This window comes from Roseovarius pelagicus (genome assembly GCF_025639885.1).
Classification (GTDB): domain Bacteria; phylum Pseudomonadota; class Alphaproteobacteria; order Rhodobacterales; family Rhodobacteraceae; genus Roseovarius; species Roseovarius pelagicus.
In genome coordinates this window covers 529374-544816 of record NZ_CP106738.1, presented here as the reverse complement: position 1 = coordinate 544816, position 15443 = coordinate 529374, and the positions used below count along the sequence as shown (strand labels likewise).

The window sequence follows — 15443 nt, the reverse complement described above, 5'->3', positions numbered from 1 at the left end:
CACTGCTCCTCGTCTAGAACGCAACCTGATCGCCCCCCTTGAGGCCAAGACGCATGCGCGCCTCGTCTGGAGTGGCGATGGTGAGGCCGAGATTTTCAATGATTTGCCGGATTTTCCTGACTTGCTGTGCGCTCGACGTCGCCTTCTGGCCGGGTCCTATATAGAGGCTGTCCTCCAGCCCAACCCGCAAATTTCCACCCAACAGAGCGCTCTGGGTCGTAAAGGGCATCTGGTGCCGACCCGCTGCCAAAACCGACCATTCGTATTCGGCGCCAAAGAGTTTCTCGGCAATGGTGTGCATGTGCATCAGATTGTCCAAATCCGCGCCGACGCCCCCCAGAATGCCAAACACCATCTGCAAGAAAAAGGGTGGTTTGATCCAGCCCTGATCAATGCACCAGGCCAGATTGTAGAGATGGCCCAGATCGTAGATCTCGAATTCGAACTTTGTGCCATGTCCTTCGCCCAATTCCTTCATCGCGAATTCGATGTCGGCGAACGTGTTGCGAAAGATAAAATCGCGCGTCATGTCCAGAAACTCGGGTTCCCAGGCGTGTTTCCAGTCCGAATACTTGTCCTTCATGGGGAAAATCCCGAAATTCATCGACCCCATGTTCATTGACGCCATTTCCGGGCTGGCACGCAGTGCAGCGCGCAACCGTTGTTCTCGCGTCATGCCCAGTCCCCCGCCGGTCGAGACGTTCATCACGGCATTCGTCGCCTGTTTAATGCGCGGCAGGAAATCCATGAAGAGTTCAGGATCGGCGTCCGGCCTGCCGTCCTCTGGATTGCGGGCATGCAGGTGGATGATCGACGCGCCGGCCTCGGCGGCCTCGATGCTGGCCTGCGCGATTTCGGTCGGTGTGATTGGCAGATGCTCGGACATAGTGGGCGTGTGAATGCCACCTGTGGGCGCGCATGTGATGATGACCGGTTTGCTCATGTAGCGTTCCTCAAACGGGCGCCTTGGCCCTTCCTTTTTACAAAACTACGCGCGATGCCCATAACCACAATCACAGGCGCATCTGTTGAACCTGCGCGCTCAACCCTCCATCCAGCACCCAGAGCTGACCGGAGGCATAGCGGGCCTCATCTGAGGCCAGCCAGTTAACCAGATTGGCGATGTCTTCTGGCGTGCCATAGGTGCGCATGGGGTGCACATCGCGCACCGCCTGCTGTAGCGCGTCGATCGATTTGCCACCGGCCCCCGATCCGTCACCGGTAAAGAAGCTCTGCAACATCGGTGTGTCGATGTAGCCGGGGCAGATTGCGTTGACCCGAATCCCTTCGGGGCCGTGATCGCAGGCCATTGCGCGGGTCAGGGCATGAACCGCGCCCTTGGTCGCGCAATAGGCGGCAAGGCCAGGATCGGCGATAAATCCGTCGTAGGAGCCGAAATTGATGATGCTGGCGCTGATGCCCGATTTCGCGGCCGCGCGCATCAGAGGCAAGGCGTATTTGCTGGTCAGGAAGGTGCCTGTCGCATTGACGGCGAAGCTGAGGTTCCATTCTTCAAGGGTGGTATCCTCGATGGTCTTTTCAATCTCAATACCCGCCGCATTGACCAGAATATCCAGCTTTCCCTCATCGTCGGCAACCTGTGCCATCGCTGCCTTTGCTGCGTTCTCGGATGTTACATCAAGGTGAATGAACCGGGTCCCATCAGCGTCATGTGCGCCGAGCGACCCTGCCTCACTGACGTCGGCTGCGTAAACAGTGGCACCCTCACGCAGGAAACGTGCGCAGATGGCGCGACCGATACCGCCGCGTCCGCCGGTCACGAGGGCGGTCTTGCCTTTCAACATCATTCTTCAGTCTCCTTGAGCGGGGGATAACGGTAGCGCGCGGCGGCCACAGTCCAGTCCATGTGATTGCGGACATATTGCTGGCTTGCATCGCTGGGCGGGTTGTAATCCCATGTGTCACCGGCACCGGCCTCCATAGCGGCATGCAGGGCGCGGCGTGATTTCTGCGTAGCGATGATATCTGCGCGCAGGGAGGGAGAATCCCATCGTTCCGCCACTTCGGCTGCGAATCCCGCTGCGGCCTCTTGGTAATCGGGATCGCGTGCCCGGTTGGTGATCTCTGCCGGGTCGCGTGCCAAATCATAAAGCTGCGGTGGGTCCACGTCACAGTGGATGTACTTTAGCGCGCCGCGTCGGATCATAAAGACTGGCGCAGGGGTCATTTCGGCGCAATATTCGCCGACTGCCAAATCCTGTGTATCCGGCTCACCGCGTGCCAACGGCAGCAAGGATCGACCATCAACCGGTTCGCCGAACATATCAGGGCTGCCACCGGCGATCTCAACCAGTGTCGGCAGAATATCAACGAGTGAGCAGGCGTTTGGCGCGCTGCCTTGCACGATGCCCGGCCCGGCCATGATCAGCGGCACCCGTGCCGAATGTTCGAAGAAGTTCATCTTGTACCACAGGCCCCGTTCACCAAGCATGTCGCCGTGATCTGCGGTGACGATGATCACGGTATTCTCCAGCGCGCCAGTTTCTTCCAACGTGCGGACGAGTTCGCCGATCTTGCTGTCGAAGTAGCTGACATTGGCCAGATAGGCGCGGCGGGCCCGAAGAACCTCTTCGTCTGTGAGCGGTATGTAGGATGCTTCGATCCCGTCCATCACCCGGCGCGAGAATGGATCCTGATCCTCTGGGGCGATGATATGGGCGGGCATGTCGATGTCATCATCGTTATAGAGGTTCCAGAATTCTGGCCGGGCAACATAGGGGTCGTGAGGATGGATAAAGCTGGCGACCAATGCAAATGGCGTGTCGGTTCCGCAAACACGGTCACGGGCGCGATCAAAGAGCCAGCGGCGTGCCGCAAACCCCACCTCATCATCATAGTCGATTTGATAGGTGGCTTGCGCAACGCCGCTTTCCTTTACGGTCTGCATGTTGTGGTACCACTTGTCGATCCGTTCGTCCGGCGCTTCCCAATCGGGTGTCCAGGCGAAATCAGCGGGGTAGATGTCCGTGGTTACACGGTCCTGAAAACCATGCTTTTGGTCAGGGCCGACAAAGTGCATTTTTCCTGATAAACAGGTATGATATCCTAAAGCTTTTAAGTAGTGCGCGAATGTCGGAACGCTGGCGCGGAATTCGCTGGCATTGTCATAGGCGGCGATGCGGCTGATCAACTGCCCCGACATGAATGCAAAACGCGAGGGCGCGCAAAGCGGCGCGTTGCAATAGGCAGCGTCAAAGCGCATGCCACGCGCGGCCAGCGCATCCATATGCGGCGTTTTGGCGATCGGATGGCCATAGGCGCCGCAGAAATGCGGGGCAAGCTGGTCGGCCATGATTATGGCGATGTTCGGTTTTGTCATGGACATGTCCTGAATTTTCTTCGTCTGAAGAAAATTGAATGAAGAAAACTCATAGGAATTTTCTCTTTCTATAAACGGCTTGCGGCTTGATATGCATTTAGGATGAGGCCGTGAAAATGGTGCACGGCATGTTCGGATTTCCCAGACCCGGACGGGTCGTTGACAATCCGGCCTTGGGTAAAGGCAGGCGTGTTCATGCCACGCTGGACGCTTTCAACCAGACCTATATCCTCGACCTGCAGCACCTCATCAATGTAGCGCATTGCGTCCTGCTCCATCGGGTCAGGATCCGGCGTCTCCAGATAGAAGTCATAGGTTTCCAGTGTCCGATCCGGCCCCATGGGGATCACGTTCAGCACGATGATCGACGACCGCCCCGGATAACGCATCAGGCAGGTTGTTGGCCACAGCCACCAGACGGCATGGGTTTTCACCGTCGCGTTGCTGACGTCATAGGCGCTGTTGGGGGTATTGCCGGCCTCTGCCATGTGCGATGAATAGATGCCGTATGTTGTCACCTTGTAGGTATCCATATCAACAAGGTCGCAGAAATCCTTGTGCGCGGTCGGGCAGTGGTAACATTCCAGAAAATTATCGACGACGTTCTTCCAGTTCGATTTGATGTCATAGGTCAGCCGACGCCCAAAGGTCAGTTGGTCAATATCGGGTGCCCAGTGTCGGATTTCTGTTTCCAGATCGCCGGACTGCTCGGCGAGCGAGACGGCGTTAGGGTCGAGGTTTACGTAGATGAAGCCGCAGAATTCCTCGACCTGCACCGCATCAAGGCAGATTTCCTTGGGGTCGAAGTCTGTCAGATGTTCTGTTTCGGGCGCGCGCACCAACTGGCCATCCAGTTTATAGACCCACGCGTGATAGGGACACATGATACGTGAGGTTGTGCCGCGACCACTCAACAATTCATGGGCGCGGTGTTTGCAGACGTTGTAGAACGCGCGCAGGACGCCCTCGCGGTCACGCACGATGGCGACGGGCTGCCCGGCGATCTGTGCGGTGAAGTAGCTGCCCGGCTCGCGCAATGCCTCGACATGGCAGACCCATTGCCAATTACGGGCCAGAACCGCGCGCAAATCTGCGTCGAACCATTTCTGATCGGTGTATGCTTCTGCGCGCAATGATTGCGAGCTGCCACTGTCGGCGGAGTAGCCTTGGCTGATATGATCATAGTCGGATTGGCTGAGAATGGCTGACATGACGACGCTCCGGTTACATTTCGGGGTAACGGCCCCGAACCTGCAGTCAGAATGTCGCAGCACGCGCCGATAAATGTGCATCGCTCGCCTTGATCTGAACTTTTATAGACATTGTGGCAGACGGCCTATTTCGCCTTACGGTGCAGCGGCCATGCGCGAAACTCGAACGGCACGCGCCCCTCTACGCGGTCGCGCCGGGGGGGCAGGCCGAAACGGTCACGATAGGCACGACTGAAATGCACCTGACTGGCAAAGCCAGAGGCGACCGCGACCTGGGCCATTGCCATGTCGGTCTGGGTAACCAGGCCCCGCGCCCTGTCCAGCCGGATATCGCGATAGTAGAGCGCCGGTGTTTTCTTGACATATGTCCGAAAGAGCCGATTGAGCTGGCGATGCGAGATGCCGATCAAGTTGCAGACATCGGCAATTGGAATCGGCGTTTCCAAGTTCTTCTCCATCAAGGTGATGGCACGTTTCACTATACGCGGTGCAGTATTGCCCAATGGTTCCATCGGACCGGCATTCTGCTGACTGCCCGCAGGGCGAACGCTGGGGTGAAAGAGATACCGCGCCGCAGCGTTCGCCTGACCGTCACCCAACGCACCGCGTAAGATATTCAATGCAAAGTCCACGCTGGCTGATCCACCTGCACAACTGATGCGATTGCCATCGAAAATGAATAAATCTTCGCTCATTTCAATGTCAGGATACATTTCACCGAAGGCGTCGATATGCTCGTAGTGAACAGTTGCGCGCTTTTCCTTTAACAGACCAGCCTGAGCCAGAATAAAGGCACCGGTATCCAGCGCGCCCAGCGTGGCACCCTGACCGGCCCATCGCCACAATGCTGCATGCAGTGGGGTGCTGTTATGTGTCTCGGGTGCCCAGCTGGACGACACAATGACGATATCGGCGCTTTGCCCCTGCACTTGCGACAGGGGGATGGTTCCCAGTTCGGTTCCGTTGCTGGCTGGGCAGGGACCGCCGCGTTCTGATACGATCTGCCAACGGAAACGCGATGTGCCCCCCAGATAGTTTGCGACGCGAAACGGATCGACAAATCCCATGGTTGCCGACATGTTAAAATGCGGCGTCACGATAATGATGATTTTGCATGGTGATTGCGAAATTCGGCTCATATGACTATTGATGCAAAAAAGGGGACCAAAACAAGCATTTTGCGACGCGACGACCTGCAATACTTCAACGAACAAAAGCAACGAACAAAAAACAATCAGGGAGACTATAATGAAATATCTGAGCTGCGGCATCGCTATTGCCGCTATCGCGGGCGGTGTTCACGCCGCCGAGATGGGCGCGGTCGACGAGCCGATTAAACTGGCGATCAATGAATGGACCGGTCAGCATGTTTCGACGCATGTCGCGGGCGAGATGCTGAAAAAGGCTGGCTATAACGTCGAATACGTGACGGCTGGTTACATGAATATGTATCAGGCGATGTCTGATGGCGAAATCCACGGCGCGATGGAAATCTGGTCCTCGAACGTCTCTGACGATTATGCCAAACAGGTCGAAGCCGGTGGCGTGACCGAGATCGGCGATCTGGGACTGGATGCCAAGGAAGGCATCGCATATCCGGCCCACGTGGCAGAAATTTGTCCGGGCCTGCCGGCTTGGGAGGCGCTGAAGGATTGCGCTGGCCAGTTTGCCACGGCTGAGACGCTGCCGATGGGGCGTTTGGTGGATTATCCCGCCGACTGGGGAACGCCCGGCGCGGATCGCATGACGGGTTTTGATCTGCCGTTCAAGGCCGTTCCCGCAGGCTCCGAAGGTGCGTTGATCACGGAACTGCGTGCCGCGACTGAAAAGAAATCACCATTGCTGATTACGTTCTGGCAGCCGCACTGGGCGATGTCGGCCTATGACGTGCAGTTCGTTGATCTGCCGGTGGGCGAGCCCGCATGTTTCGAGGACCCGGCATGGGGCCCGAATCCAAACGCTGTCAACGACTGTGATTTTGCGCCGACGCGCATTTTCAAGGCGACATGGTCTGGCTTTGACGAGAAATGGCCAGCCGCTGCTGAAATCTTGGCGAATTTTACCCTGAATGTGGCAGATCAACAGCCGCTGATGGGGAAGATCGACGTAGAAGGCCAATCTGTCGAAGAGGCCGTAGCGGCATGGATGGGCGCCAACGAGGACAAGTGGAAGCCGGTTGTTGACGCGGCGACCAACTGATCTGCGACGCGGACACTGAAAACGGAAGCGTCCCGGCTCTTTTGCCGGGGCCTTCGCGCCCTTTGCGCGCACGACCCCAAGGCAAACCTGGGGCGCGTTGTTTTGAACAACAGAATTTCAGCTAATGAAATCAGGGGACCAAGATGAATGATGACACACGCGCGGATCAACCGGCGATCAGTTGTCGAGGGGTCTGGCAGGTCTTTGGCCCGAACGCCAAGTCAAAGCTCAAAGAGGCGCTGAACGCATCGGGGGGCGACGCGCAAACCGCAGCGGACAGATTGCGGCAAGATGGGCTGATTCCGGCGGTGCAGGATGCCAGTTTTGACGTCAATCGCGGTGAGTTGTTCGTGATCATGGGCCTGTCGGGGTCGGGTAAATCGACCATCGTGCGCTGTATCTCGCGTCTGGTCGAGGCGACGGGCGGGCAGATCGACATCGACGGGCAAAGCATCCTTGAGGCGAGCAAGGCGCAGATGATCGAGTTGCGTCGTCGCAAACTGGGGATGGTATTCCAGCATTTCGGTCTCTTTCCGCATATGACTGTGGCTGAAAACGTCGCCTTTCCACTGAAAATGCAAGGGCAGGGCAAGCGCGACCGATTGGCACGTGCGCATGAGGTGATCAACCTCGTCGGGCTGGACGGGCGCGAGGCGTCATACCCAAGGCAGCTGTCAGGCGGCCAGCGGCAGCGGGTGGGTATTGCGCGCAGTCTGGCCGTGAACCCGGACATCTGGTTTCTGGACGAGCCGTTCAGCGCGCTTGACCCCCTGATCCGTCGGCAGTTGCAGGATGAATTTATCAATATTCAGGCGACGCTGAAGAAATCTATCGTCTTTATCACCCATGATATCGCCGAGGCACTGAAAATCGCCGACCGGATTGCCATCATGCGCGACGGGCGCATCGTACAGATCGGCACCCCGACCGAGATCGTGCTGAAACCGGTCGATGATTATGTGCGAGAGTTCTCAAAGGACGTGGTCAAGGGACGGCATGCGCGCATCAGTTCGGTCCTCAGACCCCTCAGCGAAGCCCCGGACAACATGCCAGACGATCCGGGCATCCGTCAGGACATGACGCTGGAGGAAGCACTGGGCGCGTGCATCTCGCTATATGAGCCGGTTCCCGTGCATGACGCGCAGGGTAGGGTGATCGGTGTCGTGCATCCCTCTGATCTGGCCGCCGCATTGCAGGTAGAAGAGACATGAGTGCGCTGGACACCGGCTTTGCCACCTTGCAGGGGGGGCGTCTATTGACCACGGGCACCAAGGCGGCGCTGGTGGTGCTGGTTGTCGGCGCACTGTGCATGGCTTTGGCGCCGATCTGGCCGTGGCTGGTCAAGTTTCCAGACAGTTGGACGCTGCCCGCCTCGGAATGGATCGGCGCATCGCTCGGTTGGTTCCTTAATCTGATCAAGCCTGTGGCGCGGGTATTCTCGGGCATTCTGGCCTACCCGATGGAGTGGGCAAATGTGTTGTTCAATGGCATCCCCTGGCCTTTGACGATCGGACTGGTGACGGCGCTTGGCTGGTATGTCGGGGGTTGGTCGCTGGCGGCGCTGTCCTTCTTGGGGCTTAGCTTTGTCGTCAGTTCCGGCTATTGGAATGAGAGCATGAATACCCTGTCGCTGGTGGCCGTTTCGGTGCCTCTGGCCCTGCTGATCGGCGGCGGGGTGGGCATTTTGGCCAATGAAATCCCACGCGTGCGCAACGCCGTTCAGACACTGATGGACGTGATGCAGACCGTGCCGACATTCGCCTATCTCACACCGCTTCTGCTGCTCTTTGGTTTTGGCCCTGTTGTCGGCCTGATCGCCAGTGCGATCTATGCCGCGCCGCCGATGGCGCGCAACGTGATGTTGGGGTTGGAGCGTGTGGAAACCGACATCAAGGAGGCGGCAATCATGTCGGGGGGCACCCGCATGCAACAGCTGTTTCTGGTCGAGATACCGTCAGCCAGCCAACAAATCATGGTCGGAGTGAACCAATGCCTGATGGCCGCCCTCAGCATGGTGATCATCGCCGCTGTTATTGGTGGGTTCAATGATATCGGCTGGGAGGTGCTGCTCACCATGCGCAAGGCGCAGTTTGGTCAGGCGTTGCTGGCGGGACTGGTGGTCGTGGTGTTTGCCATCGTGATCGACCGGATCAGCGGGCAGATGGCCGAGGATCGTCGACGCCACTCTCGGCGTATCTCAGGCGCAATCATTGCCATTGCCGGCGTCATTGCGCTCGCGTTCTGGTCTCACTTGCCTGATCCGGCGTCGCTCACTCTGCTGCAACCTGTTGCTGATTGGGTGGATGGCGGGTTGAGCGCATTCACTGTGGCGAACGGTTCGGGCCTTGATACGCTCAAGAACGGGGCGATGTTTTATGGGTTGTTACCTTTGCGCATCGGCCTTGATGGCGCGGTGCTACCTTTCACTTGGGGGTTTCAGTGGACCCAGAACATGAGTTTCGCATTCTTTGCCATAGCGGCGGCGCTGGGTGTGGTACTGGCATGGCGCGGCAATGTTGCTGCGGGCGTTATGTTGGTAATCGGGGCGGGTGTGGTCGAAACTGGTATTACCGATCTGCCGTGGCCATTTATCCTGATCGGAGCTGGAGCCGTTGGCTGGGTCGCGGGGGGGCGCAAGCTGGCACAGTTCGCGGTGTTGATGTTGGTCGCCGTTTTGCTGAGTGGACTATGGGACAAGGCGCTGCTGTCACTATACCTGTCCGGCGCAGCCGTCATTACATGTGCCATCGTCGGCGGTGCCATTGGTCTGCTCTGCGCGATGAGCCCGCTGGCATGGCGGTTTGTGCAACCGATTTGCGATATGCTGCAAACGATCCCGCTGTTCGTCTTTCTGATCCCGGTCCTGATGTTCTTTCAGATTGGTGAATTTTCTGCGTTCCTCGCGATCTGCTTTTACGCGATCGTCCCGATGATCCGTTACACGCGCCACGGTCTGGTGACGACGCCGGATGAACTGATTGAAGCGGCGGTGTCGTCTGGGGCGACCACTTGGCAAACCATGGTGGAAGTGCGCGCGCCCTATGCGGCACCGACGATCCTGTTGGGGCTGAATCAGACGATCCTCTATGCATTCGCAATGCTGGTCATCGCAGCATTGATTGGAACTACGGGGCTTGGGCAGTCGATCTTTCTGGCGTTGGGTCAGGCCGATGTCGGTCTAGGGATCACCTCTGGGGCATGCATGGCAATCCTCGCATTGGTTGCGGACCGGCTGGTACAAGGATTTGCCACCGAGCGGCGCAAGGCTCTTGGGCTGTAGTCCATCGGTGCGGATCTGTGGCGGCGCGGGCGGGGGTGTTTTCGCCTCTGGTCAAAACCCATGCGACTGTGGCATTGCAGGTCCAGCCAAAACCCGGGGGCGCAGGCCATGAAGCGATTGAAGAACCACCAAGCGCGGATCGAGTGGATTTCGAAGACACTGCGCGCGCTGCCGGAGGGCAGCAGCCTGTTGGATGTGGGCGCTGGCGAATGCGCCTACAAACCCTATTGTACCCATCTGGAATACCTCGCCCAGGATATTGCGGAATATGACGGCTCTGGCGATGGCAAAGGGTTGCAAACCGACGTTTGGGATACCAGCCAGTTGGATTTCGTTTGTGATCTCTATGATATCCCCGAGGACCGGCAGTTCGACACAGTGTTCTGCTCGGAAGTGCTGGAACATGTGGTGGACCCCGTGCGCGCGGTCGAGAAGATGGCGCGCCTGACCAAACCCGGCGGCCAAATGATCGTGACGGCACCCTTCAACTCGGTCACCCATTTCAGCCCCTATCATTTCTGCACGGGGTTTTCGCAATATTTCTACCGGCACCATCTGGAACGGTTGAATTTCGAGATCGTCGAGTTGACGGCCAATGGCGGATTTTTTGACAGCGTCGATCAGGAGTTAGGACGGGTTTCCAAGACACGCCGTCAGTTCGGTGCATGGTTTCCGGACCCCGTCCTTATGATCCTGACCAATATCACACGGCTTTGGGTGCGGATGGTCGCCGGTGGCGATGGCGGCCGGATGAGCCGGAAATCGGCCGAGTTGCAGACCTTTGGTTGGTTTGTCGTCGCACGCAAATCCGCAGATTGATCACAGCAAGGATTTGACCGGCGCATTCGCGTCCAGATGCATCTCGGTGCGCAATTGCGCGCGCGCGCGTGCCAGCCGTGACATGACGGTACCGGTTGGGCATCCGATCGCATGGGCCAGCACCTGAGGGCTGGTTTCGCCCCGCGCCACCAGTCGCATTAAAGTTGCCTGATCTTCTGGCAGCCTTGTGATTGCCGCCACCAGCTCGCGGAGGGCGATGACGCCGAATACATTCGGATCAATGCAGGGTTCAGGCGCGTCGGTTTCGGGCTGCATCGGCGTGCGCCGCTTTGATGCGCGAAAGAGATTGCGTAGTGCGGCACGAGCATAGGCACGCAAATCCTCGATCTCTTCCAATGCTGCCCATCTTTGCCATAAGCGCAGCAGCGTTTCCTGCGTCAGGTCATGGGCCTCGGCCTCGTTTTGCGCAAGGCGCCGGGCAAGGCGCAGCAGGTCGGCATGAAGGTCGATCAACGTGTCTGGCATATGGACGGGATTGGGCATTCGGGCCTCGCAGCGGGGATGTTTCGCCATCAACCTGCGCACGGCGCGCTCATCCTGCAATTGGGGACTTTCCGCCGATACATCCTATGCGGGCTTTTTGGGCGGTGACGTGCCGGAACCCCGCGATTGCGTAGGCAGGCATCCGCTGCGCGAAAATCCGCTGCGGACGCAAAGCGCCGCCAGCGCGTCATGTGGGGTGAGGCAGGCATGAGGCCTGTCCGAAACTGCAAGTACAGGAGATACCTGATATGACCAAGTTTATCGTAATTCTCATCGGGCTGGGCGCATTGGCTCAATCCGCCGTCGCCGCAACCGAGATCGACGCCAATGGAGACGGACTGATGACCATTGAAGAAGTCCGCGCCGTATACCCCGAAATGACCGCTGAAGTGTTCAGCGAGATCGACGCGAACGGCGATGGTGCGCTTGATGATGACGAGATGGTGGCCGGGCAGGAAAATGGCCTGATCCCCGCTGCGACGGACGGCTAACCCTCCGCTCCGTCCCCCCGGCCCGTAATTATTCTCTTCTCCAGCAAGACGCGGGCTGGGGGCATTATGCAATAACTGCCAAATTTTCCTAGCGGCCCCGGACCTGATCCGGGGCCGCTGGTGCATTACGCTGGCGTTGCGCGCTTGAGCATACCGAACAGGTCGCGTGGATCATCAGGGTCGGCCAGAAGATCGAGATCGTGGTAGAATTTCGTGCCTTTGATATGATCGCGGACATATCGCAGCGCACTGAAATCCTCGATTGCAAATCCGACGCTGTCAAAGAGGGTGATTTGATCCGCGCTGGTGCGTCCCTTTGCCGTGCCGCTCATTACCTGCCACAACTCGGTGACAGGGTGATCTTCTGCCATTTGCTGGATCTCGCCTTCGACGCGCGTTTGTGGTGGAAATTCCACGAAGATATCTGACCGCTCCAGAATGGCCGGGGCCAGTTCGGTCTTGCCGGGGCAGTCGCCGCCGATGGCGTTGATATGCACACCTGATCCGATCATGTTGTCGGTCAGGATGGTCGCGTATTGCTTGTCAGCGGTGCAGGTCGTGATGATCTGCGCACCTTCCATGCTGGCCTCTGCGCTATCGCACTCCACTACCTTCAGGCCCATACCGGCCAGATTGCGTGCCGCTTTGCGGGTTGCTGCGCGGTCGGTGTCATACAGGCGCACCGTGTCGATCCCAACGATGGCTTTCATCGCAAGGCTCTGAAATTCGGATTGTGCGCCATTGCCGATCATTGCCATTGTCGTGCTGCCTTTGGGTGCCAGATATTTGGCCACCAGTGCAGAGGTGGCGGCAGTGCGCAATGCGGTCAGCAGGGTCATTTCGCTCAGCAGGACGGGATAACCGTTGGCCACATCCGCCAGCAGACCAAAGGCGGTGACCGTTTGCAGGCCTTCCTTGGTGTTCTTGGGGTGACCATTCACGTATTTGAACCCGTAAACCTCGCCATCGGAGGTCGGCATCAATTCGATCACACCTTCAGAAGAATGGCTGGCGATCCGCGGGGTTTTGTCAAACAATTCCCAGCGTTTGAAATCGGCCTCGATATAGTCCGCAAGGCCGATCAATATCGGCTCGACGCCAATACTGTGTACCAGCTGCATCATGTGATCCACGCTGACGAAGGGCACGAGCGCTTTGTCGGAGGGGGAAAGGTTGGTCATCGTCGTTATCCTTGTTTCGGTGTGCGGCGGGCAAGGTGCAAGCCTGCCAACATGCAGCGAACAGATCCGCCTGCGGTTTCAAGAGTGGGGATGCTCAGTGGTACCAGACGCAATGAGCGTTCGAGAATTTGGACCTGTTCAGCGCCCAACGCCCGGAGCGCGCGCGCCGACAAGGCGAGGATCAGTCCGCCGGGTGTGCTGAGTTCGATCGCATTGCCCGCAAACTCGCCAATTTGATGTTCGGAAAGCGAAATCACATCACGTCCGGTTTCGGCCAGTCGCGCGTGGATCTCATTGCGCCGCGCAGCGTCGGCGATCATGTCGGAGCCGATCATCGCCACATGGGTACCCACGGCCATCAGAACATTGGTGTGATACACTGGTGCGCCGCTGGCATCCGTTGCATCGAACACCATCGGCTCGTAACCGAAATTGGTGCAAAACCGCTCTAACAATACCGGATCAGCCCGGTGCGATCGCGCGACATAGGCGATACGCCCGATATGGTCGAGAACCATCGCGCCGGTCCCTTCGAGGCTAAGACCGTCCTGTTCCAGCCCCGAATAGTCGGTCACGGTTTGCACGCGGTAATCGCGCTTCAGCAATTCGATCACGTCGCTGCGCCGCTCGCGACGGCGGCTGGCTGCAAACATCGGATAGATCGCTACGTGACCGCCGGAATGGGTCGAGAACCAGTTGTTCGGAAAAACCGAATCTGGGGTATCGTCGCGTTCGTCCTGAAATACGTGCACTTTGACACCAGCGGTCTGCAATATTTCAACAGCGGCGTCGAATTCCGTATGCGCTGCGGCTGCCACGGCATCGGCACTTTGATCGGGCCGAGATTGAAACCGGTTGTCGGCCTCGGTCTCGGGGTTGGGTTGAAACCGGTTGGGCCGGATCATCACCACGGAAGAAGGGGCCTGAACGCTCATGAATAGGCGCGCGTCGGGCGGTCGAACACCCGGCGTCCCATGGCAGAAGCTGCCAGATCGACCATCACCTGCGCCGTGCGCCCGCGATCATCGAGAAACGGATTCAACTCGACCAGATCAAGCGATGTCATCAGCCCGGAGTCGCAGATCATCTCCATCACCAGATGCGCCTCGCGCATCGTTGCACCGCCCGGCACTGTGGTGCCGACCGCAGGGGCGATGCCGGGATCGAGGAAATCCACGTCGAGCGAAACATGCAACATACCGTTGGCCGCAGCGACATCGCGCAAAAACGTCTCTAGCGGGCGGGCGATGCCGGTTTCATCAATGCTGCGCATATCGTGATAACGGATGTTGGTCTGCTGCAGGTCGTCGCGCTCTGCCGGGTCGACCGATCGCAGGCCCATGAGGCATATGTTTTCATGCGGCACCGGATGCGTCACTTCGGGAAAACCGTGAAAGCCATCACGGCCTGTCACATAACCCAAGGGCGATCCGTGCAGATTGCCGGACTCAGTGCTTTGCGGTGTGTGGTAATCGGTATGCGCATCCAGCCACAGCACGAAGAGCGGACGATCCTGAGACGCAGCGTGGCGTGCGGCGCCCAGAACAGTGCCGAGCGCAAGCGCATGGTCGCCACCGAGAAAGATCGGGATGCCTTGCGGCAGCGCCTCTTCTGCCGCGCGTGCCAGCGCGGACGTCCAGCCGATCATCTCATCGGGGGCGAATACGTGGTTAGGCAGTTCTTGCGGTGCGGTTGCAGCGTCGGGCGACACATTGCCGGTATCACGAACCTCTAGTCCCAGATCGCCCAATGCCTCGGCAATGCCGGCAACGCGATAGGCGTCGGGCCCCATACGGCAGCCCTGACGACGTTTGCCGCTGTCCATCGGTGCGCCGACGAGAATACAGGTATTGGTCATGTCAAAGCCCTCTCTTTGCTTGCGTTATCGCGAAGATATGCGCAAATAGTGCGGAAGGAAGCGATCAGTTTGCTCCATTCGAAACATTATTGGGCAAAATGGAGGGGCATTCTTTCAATATGGACGAAACCGATCGAAAATTGCTCTCGGCGTTGCGCCACGACGCTCGGGCGTCACTGTCGGATCTGGCCCTTGGGCTGGGTGTCTCGCGGACCACGGTGCGCAGTCGGATCGAACGTTTGCAACGGTCGGGCCAGATTGTGGGTTTCACTGTCGTTCTGAAAGAAGACACCGCCCGCGATCCGGTGCGTGGCCTGATGATGCTGGGTATTGAGGGGCGTGGTGCCGACCGGGTGGTGCGGCAGTTGAATGGGCTGAGCGCGGTGCGTGCGACACATACAACAAACGGGCGTTGGGATGTGATCGTAGAGATCGGCACCAGCACATTGGAAGAGCTGGACAAAGTGCTGGCCCAAATCCGGCGCTTTGACGGCATCGTGAGCAGCGAAACGAACCTGCTGCTGAGTACCCGAAAATCAGCGGGATAAAGGTCGTCCGTT

General features: G+C 58.4%; 15 protein-coding genes. 6 read left to right on the top strand and 9 right to left on the bottom strand.

Annotated elements, in window-relative coordinates:
- Positions 1–13: 13 nt before the first annotated feature.
- From kce to N7U68_RS03655, 5 genes are all read right to left on the bottom strand, one after another.
- Positions 14–943 carry a 3,5-dioxohexanoate:acetyl-CoA acetone transferase gene (gene kce / locus N7U68_RS03675; protein WP_263048256.1) on the bottom strand — a complete coding sequence of 310 codons (930 nt, stop codon included), beginning with the start codon at positions 941–943 and terminating at the stop codon, positions 14–16.
- 70 nt (positions 944–1013) lie between these two features.
- Positions 1014–1808: an SDR family NAD(P)-dependent oxidoreductase gene (locus tag N7U68_RS03670; RefSeq protein WP_263048255.1), complete on the bottom strand. Its 795-nt coding sequence runs from the start codon at positions 1806–1808 to the stop codon at positions 1014–1016.
- Entirely contained in the window at positions 1805–3340 is a 1536-nt protein-coding gene (betC, locus tag N7U68_RS03665; RefSeq protein ID WP_263048254.1) for a choline-sulfatase, read from the bottom strand. The genes N7U68_RS03670 and betC overlap by 4 nt, the downstream gene beginning before the upstream one ends.
- Before the next feature lie 68 nt (positions 3341–3408).
- On the bottom strand, positions 3409–4551 hold the full coding sequence (locus N7U68_RS03660; protein WP_263048253.1) for an aromatic ring-hydroxylating oxygenase subunit alpha: 1143 nt from the start codon (positions 4549–4551) through the stop codon (positions 3409–3411).
- 125 nt (positions 4552–4676) lie between these two features.
- Positions 4677–5630 (bottom strand): GlxA family transcriptional regulator, encoded by a 954-nt coding sequence (locus N7U68_RS03655; protein ID WP_263048252.1) that lies wholly within the window; start codon positions 5628–5630, stop codon positions 4677–4679.
- A 169-nt stretch (positions 5631–5799) separates the two neighbouring features.
- On the opposite strand from N7U68_RS03655, the gene N7U68_RS03650 reads away from it, so the two are divergent.
- From N7U68_RS03650 to N7U68_RS03635, 4 genes are all read left to right on the top strand, one after another.
- Complete coding sequence (locus N7U68_RS03650; RefSeq protein ID WP_263048251.1) at positions 5800–6750, top strand: ABC transporter substrate-binding protein; 951 nt, start codon at positions 5800–5802, stop codon at positions 6748–6750.
- 143 nt (positions 6751–6893) lie between these two features.
- On the top strand, positions 6894–7961 hold the full coding sequence (locus tag N7U68_RS03645; RefSeq protein ID WP_165192100.1) for a quaternary amine ABC transporter ATP-binding protein: 1068 nt from the start codon (positions 6894–6896) through the stop codon (positions 7959–7961).
- A complete protein-coding gene (locus N7U68_RS03640) occupies positions 7958–10030 on the top strand; it encodes an ABC transporter permease (protein ID WP_263048250.1) in 2073 nt (690 codons plus the stop codon). The genes N7U68_RS03645 and N7U68_RS03640 overlap by 4 nt, the downstream gene beginning before the upstream one ends.
- A gap of 108 nt (positions 10031–10138) precedes the next feature.
- Positions 10139–10849: a class I SAM-dependent methyltransferase gene (locus N7U68_RS03635; protein WP_263048249.1), complete on the top strand. Its 711-nt coding sequence runs from the start codon at positions 10139–10141 to the stop codon at positions 10847–10849.
- Here the strand turns inward: N7U68_RS03635 and N7U68_RS03630 are convergent, their stop codons facing one another.
- Entirely contained in the window at positions 10850–11353 is a 504-nt protein-coding gene (locus N7U68_RS03630) for an RNA polymerase sigma factor (RefSeq protein ID WP_165192103.1), read from the bottom strand. It abuts the gene before it with no gap.
- A 248-nt stretch (positions 11354–11601) separates the two neighbouring features.
- Here N7U68_RS03630 and N7U68_RS03625 point away from each other — a divergent pair, with 248 nt between their 5' ends.
- Complete coding sequence (locus N7U68_RS03625; protein WP_165192104.1) at positions 11602–11844, top strand: EF-hand domain-containing protein; 243 nt, start codon at positions 11602–11604, stop codon at positions 11842–11844.
- A gap of 125 nt (positions 11845–11969) precedes the next feature.
- On the opposite strand, the gene ocd is transcribed toward N7U68_RS03625, so the two are convergent.
- Genes ocd through rocF form a run of 3 tightly spaced genes read right to left on the bottom strand, consistent with a single transcriptional unit; the run spans position 11970 to position 14883 of the window.
- A complete protein-coding gene (gene ocd, locus N7U68_RS03620) occupies positions 11970–13025 on the bottom strand; it encodes an ornithine cyclodeaminase (RefSeq protein ID WP_263048248.1) in 1056 nt (351 codons plus the stop codon).
- Between the two features lie 5 nt (positions 13026–13030).
- Positions 13031–13960, bottom strand: coding sequence for a citrulline utilization hydrolase CtlX (gene ctlX, locus N7U68_RS03615; RefSeq protein WP_263048247.1), 930 nt, complete (start codon positions 13958–13960; stop codon positions 13031–13033).
- Positions 13957–14883, bottom strand: a complete 927-nt coding sequence (gene rocF / locus N7U68_RS03610; RefSeq protein WP_165192107.1) for an arginase — start codon at positions 14881–14883, stop codon at positions 13957–13959. The genes ctlX and rocF overlap by 4 nt, the downstream gene beginning before the upstream one ends.
- Positions 14884–15002: 119 nt before the next feature.
- Here rocF and N7U68_RS03605 point away from each other — a divergent pair, with 119 nt between their 5' ends.
- A complete protein-coding gene (locus tag N7U68_RS03605) occupies positions 15003–15431 on the top strand; it encodes an Lrp/AsnC family transcriptional regulator (protein ID WP_165192108.1) in 429 nt (142 codons plus the stop codon).
- The last annotated feature ends 12 nt before the right edge of the window (positions 15432–15443 follow it).

What these genes read in the sequence shown, in the direction of transcription:
- kce (WP_263048256.1), bottom strand. Translation starts at nt 943, where the DNA reads ATGAGCAAACCGGTCATCATCACATGCGCGCCCACAGGTGGCATTCAC.
- N7U68_RS03670 (WP_263048255.1), bottom strand. Translation starts at nt 1,808, where the DNA reads ATGATGTTGAAAGGCAAGACCGCCCTCGTGACCGGCGGACGCGGCGGT.
- betC (WP_263048254.1), bottom strand. Translation starts at nt 3,340, where the DNA reads ATGACAAAACCGAACATCGCCATAATCATGGCCGACCAGCTTGCCCCG.
- N7U68_RS03660 (WP_263048253.1), bottom strand. Translation starts at nt 4,551, where the DNA reads ATGTCAGCCATTCTCAGCCAATCCGACTATGATCATATCAGCCAAGGC.
- N7U68_RS03655 (WP_263048252.1), bottom strand. Translation starts at nt 5,630, where the DNA reads ATGTCGGCAACCATGGGATTTGTCGATCCGTTTCGCGTCGCAAACTAT.
- N7U68_RS03650 (WP_263048251.1), top strand. Translation starts at nt 5,800, where the DNA reads ATGAAATATCTGAGCTGCGGCATCGCTATTGCCGCTATCGCGGGCGGT.
- N7U68_RS03645 (WP_165192100.1), top strand. Translation starts at nt 6,894, where the DNA reads ATGAATGATGACACACGCGCGGATCAACCGGCGATCAGTTGTCGAGGG.
- N7U68_RS03640 (WP_263048250.1), top strand. Translation starts at nt 7,958, where the DNA reads ATGAGTGCGCTGGACACCGGCTTTGCCACCTTGCAGGGGGGGCGTCTA.
- N7U68_RS03635 (WP_263048249.1), top strand. Translation starts at nt 10,139, where the DNA reads ATGAAGCGATTGAAGAACCACCAAGCGCGGATCGAGTGGATTTCGAAG.
- N7U68_RS03630 (WP_165192103.1), bottom strand. Translation starts at nt 11,353, where the DNA reads ATGCCCAATCCCGTCCATATGCCAGACACGTTGATCGACCTTCATGCC.
- N7U68_RS03625 (WP_165192104.1), top strand. Translation starts at nt 11,602, where the DNA reads ATGACCAAGTTTATCGTAATTCTCATCGGGCTGGGCGCATTGGCTCAA.
- ocd (WP_263048248.1), bottom strand. Translation starts at nt 13,025, where the DNA reads ATGACCAACCTTTCCCCCTCCGACAAAGCGCTCGTGCCCTTCGTCAGC.
- ctlX (WP_263048247.1), bottom strand. Translation starts at nt 13,960, where the DNA reads ATGAGCGTTCAGGCCCCTTCTTCCGTGGTGATGATCCGGCCCAACCGG.
- rocF (WP_165192107.1), bottom strand. Translation starts at nt 14,883, where the DNA reads ATGACCAATACCTGTATTCTCGTCGGCGCACCGATGGACAGCGGCAAA.
- N7U68_RS03605 (WP_165192108.1), top strand. Translation starts at nt 15,003, where the DNA reads ATGGACGAAACCGATCGAAAATTGCTCTCGGCGTTGCGCCACGACGCT.